This is a genomic window from Ruminococcus sp. MCC718 (assembly GCF_018783905.1).
GTDB lineage: Bacteria > Bacillota > Clostridia > Lachnospirales > Lachnospiraceae > Hominisplanchenecus > Hominisplanchenecus faecis.
On record NZ_WQNP01000095.1, the window covers coordinates 37,841 to 53,669 of the forward strand.

The window sequence follows — 15,829 nt, forward strand, 5'->3', positions numbered from 1 at the left end:
AAAAGGTCTGCCTGTCAATCTCTTAAACCTCTGTTAATTTTTCTTAATTATTATTTAATTTTTTTATTCCGGATTGCACCGGAACCACCTCAAACTCCCATAAAATGCCGCATACACGACATTTTATTACGTTTTCGGTGTTCGGTGTGTCAATAAGTCTAGATTGCTCTTTTGTACAAGCCTGATCGCAATTTAGACTTTTGACACTTGCATCATTTTATAGTAAAGTAATGGTAACAGAATTATCTTTTATAATCCATGTTTTATTTGACTGCAAATTTCCAGAGAATGGAGGAGTTTATGCATTTTAAGAAAATATTGTCTGCCAGCATTCTGGCATCTGCCCTGATTTTCTGTATCCCGCAGGCTATTTATGCTGCACCAGATGCGAAAACGGAAACACCTGTCACATATGGCTGGAATTCAGATGCCCTGGGGCGTTTCTTTCTGACAGAGAACGGTTCCCGTGCCACAGGATTTTGTAGCATTGATCAGAAAGTATATTATTTTGACCCGGACGGCTATCTTTTTACGCCCTCCCAGGAAGGTGTCATGTACCTCGCCCAAAAACCTTATTATTTCCTTGCGGACGGATCTGTAAAAACAGGTCTTTTCTCCATAAAATCAGCAATTGGTATCTCCTGGTATTATGCCGGAGCCAATTATCAGCTGTTTACAAACCGTACCATTACCCTTGGCGGCAAAATTTACTGTTTCGGAGCCAACGGAAAATCACTTCCAAAGGGACTTCAGGCTTTAAATGGAAAAAAATATCTGATCAGTGCTTCCGGAACCGCAAAGACTGGCCGTCAGAAATATAAAGGAAAGACTTATTTTTTCGACAGCACCGGAGCAATGATGATCGGAAAAGTTACTTACAAAAACAAAACTTATTTTACAAAAGCAAATGGTACGCTTGCCAAAAAAGGCTGGGTAACTTCCAACGGAAAAACGTATTATCTGAACAGTAACGGCACCCTTCAGACCGGATGGTTCCTTTATAAAAACAAATGGTACTGCCTGAACAAAAAAACAGGAGCCATGTATAAAAACAAATGGGTAAAAAAAGATGGGAAAAAGTGTCGCGTCGGAAAAAACGGTGCCCTTCAGACCGGATGGTTCAAAGCTAAAGGCAAAAAATATTATGCCGATGCTTCGGGAAATAATATGGGCGTACCTTACATCGGCGTACAGCAGATCAAAAAGAAAATCTATGTTTTTGATTCAAGCGGTGTTCTCGGAAAAGGCTGGACCGTCTATGGCAGCCGCAAATATTATGCAAACGCAAAGGGCGAAATCACCAGAGGCTTTAAAACGATTGACGGAAAAACGTACTTTTTCAATGATTACGGCTCCATGCATACCGGATGGCTGTACTATAATGGTAAGTACTATTATCTGAATCCGTCCGACGGTGTTATGGTGACCGGCACTAAAAATATCGGCGGCACCTCCTATACATTCTCAGATTCCGGAATCTCAAGCCGTGCTCTGGAAGGGAACTGGACCGTAAAAGTAAACCGACAGCAAAATGTAGTTACTGTCTACAAAGGCAATACTCCGGTGCGTGCCATGATATGCTCAACCGGTCTGAACAACGGAACTCCGCTCGGTACATTCACGATCCAGGATAAACTGTATACCCATGCACTTTATGGACCTTCGTTTGGATATTACTGTTCTCACATCACAAGTGAAATCCTGTTTCATTCGATCCCACAGCCACAGCTTGGCAGAAAAAATCTGTCGGCCTATAAATACAACCTACTCGGCACTCAGGCTTCTGAAGGCTGCATTCGCCTGAGTATGGGAGATGCCTACTGGCTGTTCAACACCGTTCCGATCGGTACGACCGTTGTAGTATACGATTCTCCAAACCCGGGACCGCTCGGTAAACCAAAAGGCATTAAAATCCCACTCTCTCAGAGCTATGACCCTACTGATCCACTGTACTTTAACACCGGAAAATAGATCTTTGACGTAAACAAGAGAATACAGAAAAGCAAAAACCCGCCCGGTCATTCAAAACAACCGGGCGGATTTTCATGTACGTTTCCTGAAGATCTTAATTTTTCTGTTCTTCTCCAAGTCCTTCTTCCACAGCCTTTACCATCGTGGCAAGTGCCTGATCCTCGTCTTCCCCTTCACATTCGAACGTGATCTCATCACCTTCCTTTACGCAGGCTCCCAGCACACTGAGTACGCTCTTTGCATTCACAGTCGCTTCACGAAATGTAAATCTGACGCGGCACTTAAACTGCAACGCTGTACTGCAAAGTACTCCTGCCGGACGTAAATGAAGACCGGAAGGATTTTTCACTCTTACCTTCTGACTTACCATAAGTTTACCCTCCTGTTACCGCATTCTGCGGTTTTCCCTGTAATAATTTTTACTCACTTCTACTCCTCCGCAGCTGAAATCACCGTATTGCTGCCGCTTGTCTTCTGCTTTTTGGTCAGGTTTACGACAATCTTCACTTCCGAAGTCAGTTCGTAGCCATCCGGCAGGGTGATCTGAACCGGAACTTCATGTCTCCCTTCTTTCTGATAAGAAGTCAGATCCAACACTGCCTTGACATCATTCTGATCAATATTATCCAACGATCCGTCTACTGCTGCAACTTCTACCGTGATCTTATCTGCAGGTGTCAATACCATATCCAGATCGGTCGGTCTTCCTTTTATCGTAATCGCAGAGAGAGGAATATCAATTTTCTTGGTTCCCATCTTCTCCATAATAACACGAACTGATAAGCTTGAAGCCGTTCCGCTCTTTACTTTTAATTTATCTTTATAATTTTCTTTCAGATAATCCGCAAGATTAATCGTATCAGAGGTAAAACTTTCTGAAACACCCTCTACAGAGATCATATCCGTTAAAGAAAGTTCCCCGTTCAATTCTGCAAGTGTCTCTTCATCTCCGGCAATGCTGATATTCTCCGGAGTCACTTTCACTTCGGACACACAGTATCCCGGTGCCGGGTCACCGTAAGTTCCGATATTTACTTTTACATTCTGTTCTACTTTCCAGAGCTGGATCTTTGCACTTAACACGCCATCTTTGATCAGGTCGCCGCTGCTCGTTGTAAAGACCAGCTTATCCAACTGGCTCTGTGTAAAATCGGTGCCATTTTTATCGGTGACAACAATATTTCCTTTTACTGTTTTATCCGAAGAAAGTCCGTTCACGCTCACCGACATACTGACTCTGTGAATGATATTCATCAGCGACTCCGCCCCCGCAATATTGATCGTATCGCCCTCTTTGATCGTAGAAGTCCCGATGTCATATCCATCGACCGGCTCCCCGGTCGTATCCACTTCCACACCGAACGATTCCTGCACAACATTTTCAATCTTGATCTTCAGGGATGCCGGTTCACACTCCCAGTTTGCCTTGGTGAGTGCACTGCTGGTACATTCCAGTGTATATGGCACTGCATTGCCGAGCGTCACATTCCGCATATCGGCAACCACTTTAAAATCTTTTGACTGAAGCTTGTTCAGCACAGATTCTCTCGCTTTCACCCATACTTTTACTTTATCGGTATCCTCCTGAACACTGAATGTCTTGTCCACGCCAAAACAGTCACTGTTGCGGATTTCCACTTTTACATCCGAAAAAGACTGCACTTTTTCCGGATCATCCACATTGACTACAAAAATCCACATCATGCAGGCAACCAGCACCGACACTATTTTCAGGCCAAGATTACTGGTCAATATTCTCTTTATTCTGGTTGATATTTTCCTCATTCTTGCCTTTTCCTTTCCAGAATTTAAATCTTTTTGTACTTACATTTTTATCCTGAAGAATAACCAGCTGTTCTTTCAGTTCTTCCGGTGTCACATCTCTGGTAAGAACGCCTTTCTGTGCAATGGATACATTTCCCGTCTCTTCTGAAACAATAATCGTCAGAGAATCTGTCACTTCGCTGATACCGACACCGGCTCTGTGGCGGGTACCAAGCTCTTTGCTCAGCTCCATGTTATCCGAAAGAGGCAGATAACAGGTTGCGGAAATAATACGGTTTCCTCTGACAATGATTGCTCCGTCATGCAGCGGTGTATTATGCTCAAAAATATTCAGCAAAAGCTGACTGGTAACCAGAGAATCCAGCTCGATACCGGTTCTTATATACTCAGTAAGCTTGGTGTTTTTTTCCAGAACGATCAGAGCACCGGTCTTTGCTTTTCCCATCTCAAAGGAGCCTTTCACCAGCTCGTTGACGGTCTTGTCGCTGAAACGTTCCTCTGCATCTTTTTCCATATCAAACGGTATCAGCGAAGAAAGGAACTTCTTTTCGCCAAGCTGTTCCAGAGCCCTCCTCAGCTCCGGTTGAAAAATAACGGCCGTTGCCACAAGGATCGCATTGATGCCTTTGCTGACCAGAAACAGAATGGAATCCAGGTTCAGAAGTGTGGCAATAAAGATAAAAACGATCATGACCAGGATGCCCTTCATCAGAGTCCACGCCCGGGTGTTCCGGATCCAGATCAGGATGTGGTACACTACAAAGGAAAGTATGATGATCTCCAACACATCGGAATAAGTAAACGTAAGGCTGGAAAGATAACTATGAATGAATTGTTTCATGCCCATCATGATGTTCACGTCCTTTCCTGTCGATTCTTCCTGCTTCCATTTCCTGACTGTCCTCATCGTTTCGGTATCGTTTCGGTACTGCCTCGACATAGTAATAATAATCATTATCTTCAAACTGAAGATTTTCTATTTTGCGGTAATCCAGATTAAAAAACAACTGTTCCAGCAGAAATGCCACTGCCGCCGAGATCAATGTTCCGATCAGGATCCATAAAATCCCGATCTCCAGATGCAGCATCATGTAACCTGCCATCATCAGCACCAGATAAATGACCGTACCCGCTGCGATCGCAACTTTCCATGCATGCTTCATCGCCATCCTTCTTGCCAGAAATACAACAGCAAATACTGCCAGCAGCACAACCAGCATCAGGATCATCTCCTGCTCACCCAGAAGCGTATCGATCATTGTCTGCAGTTCTGCAAGGATCTTTTCCGCAGTGCTCTGTTTTGCCATCGCAAGATCCACCGATGCACCGCCCAGCTTTCCTATTGTCAATAACGTATAGTAAAATACCGTTCCAGCAGCCATACCTGCTGCGGACATTGTACTTCCCATCAGCCCGAAACTGATCGGTACAATACACGGGACATGGAAGAAAAGTCCGAGGATTGTCAGTAGCATGGCCCATGCCTGTCTCGATGCAAATGCAAAATATAAAAGCAGTACTGCCAGCAAAACGCCTCCCCCGACTGCCAGCGATGCAATTGATACGGACGCAAACTGCAGCAGTGCTGCGACAAATGCCAGTACAATCATAACATTCGGCGGCAGGATCGCACAGATCAGTGCCAGAATCAGTTCCACAAAAATATTTCCAAAAATGCTTTTTCCGCCAATCCGACCATTGATCTGCATAAACAGAAGCAACGCTGTAACAAATTTGGCAGCGGCATCGATGTAATTTCCATATTCACTGTAATATTTTTCGAATAATGTCCTGATATTATAAATTCCCTTCACTTTTTCCTCCTGAGATCTGTCACTTCCAGTATTTCTATATCATCTTCATCTTCCAGTCTCTGCAGCAGCACCTGATAGTGCCGGAACAGCTCCTGCCCGTAAAAATACCGTTTCATAGTTATCACATAGGTAAGCAGCAGACCTGCGGTCATACACAGCAGATAGCTAACGATCACTCCGGTCAGTATCCCCTTGATCTGCATACGGTTAAGCTTCTCGATCAGCATATCCATATTGGCCACTCCCCAGAGCAGAAGTCCGATCATATATGCAACAGTAAGATAACACACATTTTTCAGCAGCTGTACTGCCACATAATCACTGCGATAATATTCTCTGGCTTTTTGCAGTTCCTCCCCATGGTGCTTTTCCATAACTGCAATTTTAGACATTGTTCGTATTTTTTTCTTATTCAGCATAGTTACCCCTTAATGATTCCTCTGTCTTTTTTTCAGTATAACATAAAATCCGGTCTCTGAAAAGTATCTCTCAGCAATCCGGTTTTCCTGTACAAAGCACAAGAAAATGTACTTCTTCTGCTCCCGCCATCCAAAGCACCTTCGCCGCTTCGTCCATCGTAACCCCAGTTGTATAGATATCATCCACAAGCAGTACTTTCTTTAATTCTAACGCATTTGTCGAAGTTTTAAAAGCATTTTTCAGATTTATTTCTCTTTCTTTTCTTCCAAGACTTTTCTGCGGTATCGTTTTCCGTACACGCACGAGGCTTTTTGTATCAACCGGGATCTGAAGCCTTTTCCCAAGACATTTTGCCAGTATTTCTGCCTGATTGTATCCCCTTTGTCTCTTTTTTCTCTTATACATCGGAATCGGAATGATCACATCCGGATTCCAGGTGCGGATCTCATCTCCACAGACACGCTCCATTTCCGATACATAAAATCCGGCATATTCTCTTTTGTTGTGAAATTTAAACTGATATACAGATTTCCTGATTTCTTTTTCATAGAGAAAAACAGCCCTTCCCGATGTAAAAAAATGCGTTTTTTCCTGACAGTCCGGACAATACTCTGTTTCCAAAGATGCCACCGGCTTCCCACACGTTTTACATTTCGGTCCCCTGATCGGTACTGCTTTTGTTCGACATTTCATACAAATAAGTGCCGCTTTATCTGTTAAAATATCCTGACAAAGCGGACAGCGTCTTGGATAGAGGAGCGTGATCATCTCCTCCAGTGCCTGAATCATAATACAAATTCACAGATCCGCTGCCTCAGGGATGTGTAGCGTATCTGTTCATATTTATTATCGATCATTTGATTGACCGCATACGGACTTCCGACGATCGTAACGCAGGAACGTGCTCTTGTGACCGCTGTATAGAGCAGATTTCGGTTCATCAGCATCCTCGGTCCGTTCAGCAGCGGGAGGATCACGGCCGGATATTCACTTCCCTGTGCCTTATGCACCGTCAGTGCATAGGCAAGCTCCAGCTCTTCGAGCTCTTTAAAGGAATATTCTGCAAAACGGCACTCATCAAATTCCACTGTCACCATTTCTGCATATGTATTGATCTCACGGATAATGCCCATGTCACCGTTAAAAACACCGCAGCCTTTGTCAACCGGAATCCCATATTTTCCGCGTACCTCCCACTCCATCTGATAGTTGTTGCGGGTCTGCATGACTTTGTCACCTTCCCGGAATTTGCATCTGCCGGTATCTTTCTCATTCTTTTCCGGTGACGGTGGATTGAGATACTGCTGAAAGATCGTATTGAGACGTTCCACACCAAGAAGCCCTTTCCGCATCGGTGTCAGAACCTGGATATCATACGGATCTGCATCTACATAAGAAGGTAATTTTTTCTGGATCAGTGTCAGTGCAACACTGATGATCACATTTGCATCTTCCCGTTTCAGGAAAAAGAAATCCCGGCTCTTATTGTCCATCACGATGTGTTCACCCTTATTGATCTTATGGGCATTTAAAACGATATCACTTCCGCCCTCCTGGCGAAAAATGTGTGTCAGACACACTACCGGAAAACATTCTGATTCTATGATATCCTTCAGGACACTTCCCGGTCCCACGGAAGGCAGCTGATCCCTGTCACCAACCAGGATCAGTCTTGTTCCAACGGTGACAGCTTTCAACAGGGCATGCATCAGATAAATATCCACCATGGACATCTCATCCACAATGATCACATCTGCCTCCAGCGGATTCTCTTCGTTTCGTTCAAACTGTTTTGGTCCTTCTTCCTCATCTGCTGCCCCGGAAATCTCCAGCATGCGGTGTATGGTCTGTGCTTCACAGCCGGTCGCCTCCTGCATTCGTTTGGCTGCCCGTCCGGTTGGTGCCGCCAGTCGCACTTCCAGACCTTCTGAGTCAAAATAATCGATCATTGCATTGATCGTTGTTGTTTTTCCTGTTCCCGGACCACCGGTCAGAACCAAAAGGCCGTGACCGGCAGCTGTAACCACTGCCTCTTTCTGAAGCTCATCGAGCTCATACCCGGAATGTTTTCCCAACTTATCCATTCGCCTGCTGATCTTCTTCTCATCGATCTTGCAGGATATGTTCAGATCATGGAGCATTTTTGCTGTATTCAATTCCGTGTAATAGGCATTGATCCCATATACGCAAATCTGCCTCTCCTGCTCTTTGAGTATCAGCCTGCGTTCTACTGCCAGATCCATGATATGTTTCTCTACCAGCTCCTGACTTACGCCCAGAAGCTCCACCGTTCTTGCCAGAAGCTCCATCTTCGGCAGATACACATGACCTTCCAGAGAGATCCTGGTCAGCACATGCAGAATACCGCTGCGGACCCGGAAATCTGAATCCGTATGGATCCCGACTTTTGAGGCTATTTCATCCGCGATTTGAAATCCGACGCCATTTATATCGTCTGCCATCTGATATGGATTGTCCTGAATCACAGCGTACAGTCTTGCTCCGTACTGCTTATAAATCTTGGCTCCAAGTGTATTGGAAATACCATATTGCTGCAAAAAGATCATCGCTTTTCGCATATCTCTTTTTTCTGATACCTGTTCTGAGATCTCACGGGCCTTTTTCTCACTGATTCCTTTGACTTCCGCCAGTCGTTCCGGCTCTTCTTCCATAATGCGAAAAGTATCTTCTTTAAATTTCCGCACAATCCTGGCTGCCAGTGCGATTCCGATCCCTTTGATCACACCGGAACCAAGATAACGTTCGATCGCCGCCGTATCTTCCGGATCTTTTATTTCCAGTTTCTGGATCTGGAACTGTGTCCCGTAAACTGCATGTTCGGTATAGTACCCGGTCGCTTCGATCAGCTCCCCTTCTGTGATCACCGGGAAGGTACCCACACAGGTCAGTTCTTCTCCTTCGTGGTTCACAACCATAACCGTGTAACCATTGTCACTGTTCCGAAAAATCAGATGATCTATATATCCTTTTATTTTATCCATGAATTTCTGCTTAAATCCCCTTACTCTATCAGTTTGCCATTGCCGGCTGTCAGCTCCACAAATTTCCCGGTGCCGATTGCTACTGCGGTCATCGGATCTTCTGCAGTCACCGTATTAATGCCTGTTTTCTCTTCGATCAGCTCTTCCAGGCCCCCAAGCAGTGAACCGCCCCCCGTCAACACGATACCACGATCCACAACATCGGCTGCCAGTTCCGGCGGCGTACGCTCCAGAACGCCATGTACTGCCTCAACGATCTGTGAAGTTGTCTCTTTTAAAGCATCTCTTGTCTCCTCTGAAGTCACACGAACGGTTTTCGGCAGGCCGGTAACAAGATCTCTCCCTCTTACTTCCATTACTTTCTGATCCGGACGTTCAATCGCAGTTCCAATATTGATCTTGATATCTTCTGCCGTACGTTCTCCGATCAGAAGATTATGTTTTTTCCTTACATAACGGATGATTGCCTCATCAAAATCATCACCGGCGACTTTGATCGAAGTGCTCACAACAATTCCGTCCAGAGAGATCACAGCGACATCGCAGGTACCCCCTCCGATGTCCACAATCATATTGCCGCATGGTCTGGAAATATCAATCCCTGCTCCGATGGCTGCTGCGATCGGCTCCTCTATAATAGAAACTTCTCTTGCACCTGCCTGATAGGTTGCATCTTCCACCGCCTTTTTCTCGACCTCTGTAATGCTGCTCGGCACACAGACACTGATCCTCGGTTTGCGAAAAGACATTCTGCCGATCGCTTTCTGGATAAAATACTTCAGCATCTGTTCGGTCACGGTATAATCAGAAATAACGCCCTTACGCAGCGGGCGAATTGCAACGACATTGCCTGGTGTACGCCCAAGCATCAGTCTTGCCTCCTCTCCGATTGCTTTGATTTTATTTGTATCACGGTCAAAGGCTACTACGGAAGGCTCTTTTAAAACAACGCCTTTTCCTTTCACGTACACCAGTATACTCGCAGTGCCAAGATCTATTCCAATATCTGTTGAATTCATTCCTGTGTTCTCCTTTCTCCATCAGGATCTTCCCCCTGCCTGTCCTTGGTTTATTATATACAACGGCTTTCTTCTTGAAAAGGGGTTTTTATTTTTTTCTTCTTTTCATTTTTTATTAATATTTAAGACATACTTTTAACACATTTCTATTCTATACTGTAGCTGTATTAGTGAAGAGCTAATATATTTCATAACTCACACTACGCAACACCCACACGTTGCGTAGTACTCCCTCAAAATATTTTAATTTTTCTCTTTCCTTTGAAGAAGGCACCGCAGGTGTCTTCTTCATTTTTATGTCACAAGTTCCGTTTTTTCTTTTTCAGTACAAAAGAATGAACAGAAAGTGTTACAGAGTGCCAGACGTAAAAAGACAGGTCACGTGACACGCATCGTTTCCTGTTCGGCACAATTCTACACTTCACATCTCCTCTTGTGTTGAAAGAAGAAATAGCCTCCACACCTCCTGCCCAGCCGATTACACTATGGAAACGGAAAGTTTTTTAGCAAATATCTGTGGTTTGAAAAAGCTTTCCGCTTAAGCGACCCCGGGCAGGCCAGTAGCTTTTGGCAATGTGCAAACGAAACCGCATTGTAAAACATAGTGCGTAAAATAATACAGCCATGATGAATTCGAAAACAAATCACTCTGACGGTAGCGAGGCTTCCGTCGTGAGGTTTGCGATGTTGCCGCCCCAGAGAGCCGCTGTCTGAGCCTCGAAGAGGCGAGTTTAGGCGAAGGGCGGCTAACAGGCGAGCGAACCGAACAGGAAACGATGCGTGTCAGGAGATTGTTTTCGAATCATCATGGCGTCCTATTTTTACCAAACTATTTTTTACAACATTCATTTGCACATTAAGAAAATCTTCACAGATATTTCTTCACGTATTTTCCGGTATAAGACTTCTCAGCTTTCGCCACCTCTTCCGGCGTTCCTTTCGCGATCACGGTTCCTCCTTTATCGCCGCCTTCTGGTCCGATATCGATGATATAATCCGCTGTTTTGATCACATCCAGATTGTGTTCGATCACAACTACAGTATTTCCGCCTTCTGCAAGTCTCTGCAGAATCTCGATCAGTTTATGAACATCTGCAAAATGCAGTCCGGTTGTCGGCTCATCTAAAATATAAATGGTTCTTCCGGTGCTGCGTTTGGAAAGCTCCGTTGCCAGTTTGATACGCTGTGCTTCACCGCCCGAAAGTTCGGTGGATGGCTGTCCCAGGCGGATATAGGATAATCCTACATCATACAAAGTCTGGATCTTTCGTTTTATGGACGGAATAGAATCAAAGAATCCCAGTGCTTCTTCTACCGTCATATTGAGCACATCATAGATACTTTTTCCTTTATATTTTACTTCCAATGTCTCCCTGTTATAGCGTTTTCCGCCGCAGACTTCACATGGAACATAAACATCCGGCAAAAAATGCATCTCAATTTTCAGGATTCCGTCTCCGGAACATGCCTCGCAGCGTCCTCCTTTTACATTGAAACTGAATCTTCCTTTTTTGTAGCCGCGTGCTTTCGCATCCTGTGTTGCTGCAAACAGATCTCGTATCTGATCAAATACGCCGGTGTATGTTGCCGGATTCGAACGCGGTGTTCTTCCGATCGGTGACTGGTCAATGGCGATCACTTTATCAAGCTGTTCCATACCGACAATGTCTTTGTGTTTGCCCGGAATGGTTCTGGCACGGTTCAGCGTTTTTGCCAGATGTTTATATAAAATTTCATTGACAAGCGAACTTTTTCCAGAACCGGAAACGCCGGTCACGCAGGTCATAACACCAAGCGGAAAATCTACATTGATATTCTTCAGATTATTTTCTGCTGCTCCGACCACTTTCAGCCAGCCGGTCGGCTTTTTGCGTACAGAAGGAACCGGGATTTTCTTTGCACCGCTTAAATACTGCCCGGTCACGGAATCGGGACACGCCATAATTTCCTGTGCATTTCCCACTGCTACCACTTTTCCGCCATGTTCACCGGCTCCCGGGCCGATGTCAACAATGCAATCGGCAGCAAACATGGTATCTTCATCATGTTCAACCACAATCAATGTATTTCCAAGATCTCTCAGATTTCGTAATGTATTCAAAAGCTTATCATTGTCTCTCTGATGCAGTCCAATGCTCGGCTCATCCAGAATATAGGCCACACCTACCAGTCCGGAACCAATCTGGGTTGCCAGACGGATTCTCTGTGCCTCACCTCCGGAAAGAGTACCCGTCGCTCTTGCAAGTGTCAGATAATCAAGTCCAACATCCATCAAAAAGCGGATACGTGCCCTGATCTCTTTTAAAATCTGCTTTCCGATCAGTTCCTGCTGCTTTGTAAGTGTCAGCTTTTCCATAAATTCCTGCAGTTTTTCAATAGACAGCGAGGTTACTTCATAGATATTTTTATCTCCTACTGTAACAGCCAGTGCTTCCTTTTTCAGTCTCTGACCTTTGCAGGTCTTACATGGTGTGATCCGCATGAAAGACTCATACTCCTGCTTCATCGTATCGGAACCTGTTTCCCGATAACGGCGTTCTACATTACGGATCAGACCTTCAAAAGCCACATCATAGACTCCTTCGCCTCTCTGTCCCTTGTAATGCACTTTCAGGACTTTTCCGTCGGTGCCATGAATAATGACATGTTTGATCTCCTCCGGATAATCCTGAAATGGCGTTGCAAGATCAAACTGATATTCTTTAGCCAGTGCATCCAGAATCGCTCTTGTAAAGCTTCCTTTATCTGTGCAGGACTGCCATCCAGTCACAGTGATCGCACCATCCAGAATACTGAGAGATGGATCCGGGATCATCAGTTCTACGTCAAATTCCATCTTATATCCGAGTCCGTAACAATCCGGGCAGGCACCAAACGGATTATTAAAGGAAAAACTTCTCGGCTCGATCTCATCGACACTCACACCACAGTCCGGACAGGCAAAACTCTGGCTGAAACGCAGCAATTCTCCATCAATCACTTCCACAAACGCCAGACCATCTGCCAGGCTCAGTACATTTTCCAGTGAGTCCGTCAGTCTTTTTTCAATCCCTTCTTTTACCACGAGACGATCCACGACGATTTCGATATTATGCTTGATATTTTTCTCAAGTGCGATCTCCTCACTCAGTTCATACATGTTGCCGTCGATCCGCACACGTACATAGCCACTTTTTTTCGCTTTTTCCAGCAACTTCGCGTGCGTTCCCTTTCTTCCACGTACAACCGGTGCAAGCAGCTGTATTTTGGTACGATCCGGCAGCTGCATGATCGCATCTACCATCTGATCGACCGTCTGTTTTTTGATAACTTTTCCGCACTTCGGACAGTGTACGGTCCCAACTCTCGCGTATAAAAGTCTGAAATAATCATAGATTTCTGTCACCGTTCCCACCGTAGATCTCGGATTGCGGTTGGTTGATTTCTGGTCGATGGAAATCGCCGGCGGAAGTCCTTCGATACTCTCCACATCCGGTTTCTCCATCTGTCCTAAAAACTGTCTGGCATAGGAGGAAAGCGACTCCATATAACGCCTCTGTCCCTCTGCATAGATCGTATCAAACGCCAGAGAGGATTTTCCGGAACCAGAAAGACCGGTAAAAACAATAAACTGGTTGCGTGGTATATCAAGATCCACACTTTTCAGATTGTTTTCATTTGCCCCCCGAATCCTGATCATTGGCTGTTTCTTTTCTGATTTTTCCATAATATCCTCCTACTCTTCTGTCTCCTGCAAATGCTTTTTCAACATGATCATACGATCACGAAGCTCTGCTGCCTTTTCAAAATCAAGCTCTGCTGCCGCTTTTTTCATCTGTTTCTGCGTTTTCGCAATCTCGCTCTCCAGTTCCTTGCAATTCATGGATTCCGGATCTTTTTCCGGCTCAGCCTCTTTTTCTACATTTTTCGAAATACTGATCAGATCGCGAACCGCTTTCTTGATGCTCCGTGGTGTTATATTATGTTCTTTATTATATTTCTCTTGGATTGTCCTTCTTCGCTCGGTTTCCTCGATTGCCGCTTTCATCGAATCTGTCATTACATCCGCATACATGATCACATGACCGTCCACATTTCGTGCTGCACGGCCGATCGTCTGCACCAGTGAAGTCTCCGAACGCAAAAATCCCTCTTTATCCGCATCCAGAATGGCAACCAGCGTAATCTCCGGAATGTCAAGACCTTCTCGCAGCAAATTGATACCGACCAGCACATCAAATACATTAAGCCGCATATCCCGGATGATCTCTGTTCGTTCCAGCGTATCAATATCCGAATGCAGATAACGAACACGGATGCCGATTTCTTTCATATAATCGGTTAAGTCCTCTGCCATACGCTTTGTCAATGTTGTGATCAGAATCTTATTTCCTTTTTCGACTTCTTTGTTGACTTCTCCGATCAGATCATCGATCTGCCCTTCGACCGGACGTACTTCTACTTTCGGATCCAGTAGTCCGGTCGGCCTTATGATCTGCTCAGCACGCAGAAGTTCATGTTCTGCCTCGTACTGTCCCGGTGTCGCCGATACAAACAGAATCTGATCGATCTTATTTTCAAATTCTTCAAAATTCAGCGGTCGGTTATCCTTCGCAGACGGTAAACGGAAACCATAGTCTACCAACGTACTTTTTCTGGACTGATCTCCCGCATACATCGCCCCAATCTGTGGGACTGTTTTGTGTGACTCGTCTATTATAATAAGGAAGTCATCTGGAAAATAATCCATCAGCGTGTGCGGCGTAGCTCCCGGCTCCAGCCCTGACAGATGTCTGGAATAATTCTCAATCCCGGAACAGAATCCGGTCTCTTTGAGCATCTCAATGTCAAAATTTGTCCGTTCCGCAATTCGCTGTGCTTCAATCAATTTATCTTCTCTCTTGAGATAGCGTACACGCTCATCCAGCTCTTCCTCTATATGTTTCGCAGCCTCCAGAATTTTATCCATCGGCACAACATAATGCGATGCCGGAAAAACAGCGATATGTTCCAGTGCACAGCGGCTCTTTCCGGTCAGCACATCGATCTCGGTGATCCGGTCGATCTCATCTCCGAAAAACTCCACACGATACGCATATTCATCCGATTCTGCCGGAAAAATCTCCAGCACATCGCCATGCACGCGAAACGTTCCGCGATGAAAATCCATATCATTTCGATCATAATGCAGGTCAATCAGCTTGTGGATCACCTCATCCCGATCCCTCTCCATACCGGGCCGCAGAGACAGTACCATATTCTTATAATCCACCGGACTGCCCAGCCCATAGATACAGGATACACTGGAAATGATGATTACATCCCTCCGCTCCGCCAGTGCCGTTGTTGCCGAAAGACGCAGCTTGTCAATCTCATCGTTGATGGAGGAATCCTTCGCAATATAAGTGTCAGAAGACGGTACATACGCCTCCGGCTGATAATAATCATAATAGGAGACAAAATACTCCACTGCATTTTCAGGAAAGAACTCCTTAAACTCTCCATACAGCTGCGCTGCCAGTGTTTTGTTGTGGGCAATGATCAGCGTCGGTTTATTCAGCTGCTGAATGACGTTTGCCATCGTAAATGTCTTTCCGGATCCGGTAACACCCAGAAGTGTCTCACACTGATTGCCCTCCCGAAAACCACGGACCAGACGGTCGATCGCCTGCGGCTGGTCTCCGGTGGGCTGATATGGGGCTTGTAATTTAAATTCTGACATATAAAAACCTCCATCCATACTTATTGAACTACTAATGGTGAACTACCCATTGTCTAAAGCCAATGGGCTTCCTGCTTCGCAGACCTCGTAACCTACTATCTCCACAGGCGTTCATTC

The 15,829-nt window shown here is 45.1% G+C and carries 11 protein-coding genes; 1 reads left to right on the forward strand and 10 read right to left on the reverse strand.

Translation table 11 applies throughout. The annotated features are described in order from the left end of the window. Positions 1–300: 300 nt before the first annotated feature. A complete protein-coding gene (locus tag GPK60_RS08850; RefSeq protein WP_215659387.1) occupies positions 301–1,971 on the forward strand; it encodes a L,D-transpeptidase in 1,671 nt (556 codons plus the stop codon). A gap of 94 nt (positions 1,972–2,065) precedes the next feature. Here the strand turns inward: GPK60_RS08850 and GPK60_RS08855 are convergent, their stop codons facing one another. The 10 genes from GPK60_RS08855 to uvrB all read right to left on the reverse strand — a co-directional run bounded on the left by GPK60_RS08855 (position 2,066) and on the right by uvrB (position 15,712). Then, positions 2,066–2,341: an HPr family phosphocarrier protein gene (locus tag GPK60_RS08855; RefSeq protein WP_022119695.1), complete on the reverse strand. Its 276-nt coding sequence runs from the start codon at positions 2,339–2,341 to the stop codon at positions 2,066–2,068. Between the two features lie 59 nt (positions 2,342–2,400). Continuing rightward, positions 2,401–3,756, reverse strand: a complete 1,356-nt coding sequence (locus tag GPK60_RS08860) for a hypothetical protein (protein ID WP_215659390.1) — start codon at positions 3,754–3,756, stop codon at positions 2,401–2,403. Beyond that, a complete protein-coding gene (gene cdaA, locus GPK60_RS08865) occupies positions 3,713–4,597 on the reverse strand; it encodes a diadenylate cyclase CdaA (protein ID WP_330592305.1) in 885 nt (294 codons plus the stop codon). Before cdaA ends, GPK60_RS08860 begins: the two co-directional genes overlap by 44 nt. Beyond that, entirely contained in the window at positions 4,578–5,570 is a 993-nt protein-coding gene (locus tag GPK60_RS08870) for a hypothetical protein (RefSeq protein WP_215659393.1), read from the reverse strand. The genes cdaA and GPK60_RS08870 overlap by 20 nt, the downstream gene beginning before the upstream one ends. Further along, on the reverse strand, positions 5,567–5,944 hold the full coding sequence (locus tag GPK60_RS08875) for a hypothetical protein (protein WP_215659395.1): 378 nt from the start codon (positions 5,942–5,944) through the stop codon (positions 5,567–5,569). The genes GPK60_RS08870 and GPK60_RS08875 overlap by 4 nt, the downstream gene beginning before the upstream one ends. Before the next feature lie 115 nt (positions 5,945–6,059). Then, the gene (locus tag GPK60_RS08880) at positions 6,060–6,779 is read right to left on the reverse strand and encodes a ComF family protein (RefSeq protein WP_022119700.1); all 720 of its coding nucleotides are present in this window, start codon (positions 6,777–6,779) and stop codon (positions 6,060–6,062) included. Beyond that, positions 6,776–8,992 (reverse strand): ATP-dependent RecD-like DNA helicase, encoded by a 2,217-nt coding sequence (locus GPK60_RS08885; protein ID WP_215659397.1) that lies wholly within the window; start codon positions 8,990–8,992, stop codon positions 6,776–6,778. Before GPK60_RS08885 ends, GPK60_RS08880 begins: the two co-directional genes overlap by 4 nt. Before the next feature lie 20 nt (positions 8,993–9,012). Further along, complete coding sequence (locus tag GPK60_RS08890) at positions 9,013–10,011, reverse strand: rod shape-determining protein (RefSeq protein WP_147632557.1); 999 nt, start codon at positions 10,009–10,011, stop codon at positions 9,013–9,015. 868 nt (positions 10,012–10,879) lie between these two features. After that, complete coding sequence (gene uvrA / locus GPK60_RS08895) at positions 10,880–13,717, reverse strand: excinuclease ABC subunit UvrA (RefSeq protein ID WP_173896307.1); 2,838 nt, start codon at positions 13,715–13,717, stop codon at positions 10,880–10,882. Between the two features lie 9 nt (positions 13,718–13,726). After that, positions 13,727–15,712, reverse strand: a complete 1,986-nt coding sequence (uvrB, locus tag GPK60_RS08900; RefSeq protein ID WP_173865854.1) for an excinuclease ABC subunit UvrB — start codon at positions 15,710–15,712, stop codon at positions 13,727–13,729. Positions 15,713–15,829: the final 117 nt, after the last annotated feature.

What these genes read in the sequence shown, in the direction of transcription:
- GPK60_RS08860 (WP_215659390.1), bottom strand. Translation starts at nt 3,756, where the DNA reads ATGAGGAAAATATCAACCAGAATAAAGAGAATATTGACCAGTAATCTT.
- uvrA (WP_173896307.1), bottom strand. Translation starts at nt 13,717, where the DNA reads ATGGAAAAATCAGAAAAGAAACAGCCAATGATCAGGATTCGGGGGGCA.
- uvrB (WP_173865854.1), bottom strand. Translation starts at nt 15,712, where the DNA reads ATGTCAGAATTTAAATTACAAGCCCCATATCAGCCCACCGGAGACCAG.
- GPK60_RS08885 (WP_215659397.1), bottom strand. Translation starts at nt 8,992, where the DNA reads ATGGATAAAATAAAAGGATATATAGATCATCTGATTTTTCGGAACAGT.
- GPK60_RS08890 (WP_147632557.1), bottom strand. Translation starts at nt 10,011, where the DNA reads ATGAATTCAACAGATATTGGAATAGATCTTGGCACTGCGAGTATACTG.
- GPK60_RS08850 (WP_215659387.1), top strand. Translation starts at nt 301, where the DNA reads ATGCATTTTAAGAAAATATTGTCTGCCAGCATTCTGGCATCTGCCCTG.
- cdaA (WP_330592305.1), bottom strand. Translation starts at nt 4,597, where the DNA reads ATGAAACAATTCATTCATAGTTATCTTTCCAGCCTTACGTTTACTTAT.
- GPK60_RS08855 (WP_022119695.1), bottom strand. Translation starts at nt 2,341, where the DNA reads ATGGTAAGTCAGAAGGTAAGAGTGAAAAATCCTTCCGGTCTTCATTTA.
- GPK60_RS08875 (WP_215659395.1), bottom strand. Translation starts at nt 5,944, where the DNA reads ATGGAAAAGCACCATGGGGAGGAACTGCAAAAAGCCAGAGAATATTAT.
- GPK60_RS08880 (WP_022119700.1), bottom strand. Translation starts at nt 6,779, where the DNA reads ATGATTCAGGCACTGGAGGAGATGATCACGCTCCTCTATCCAAGACGC.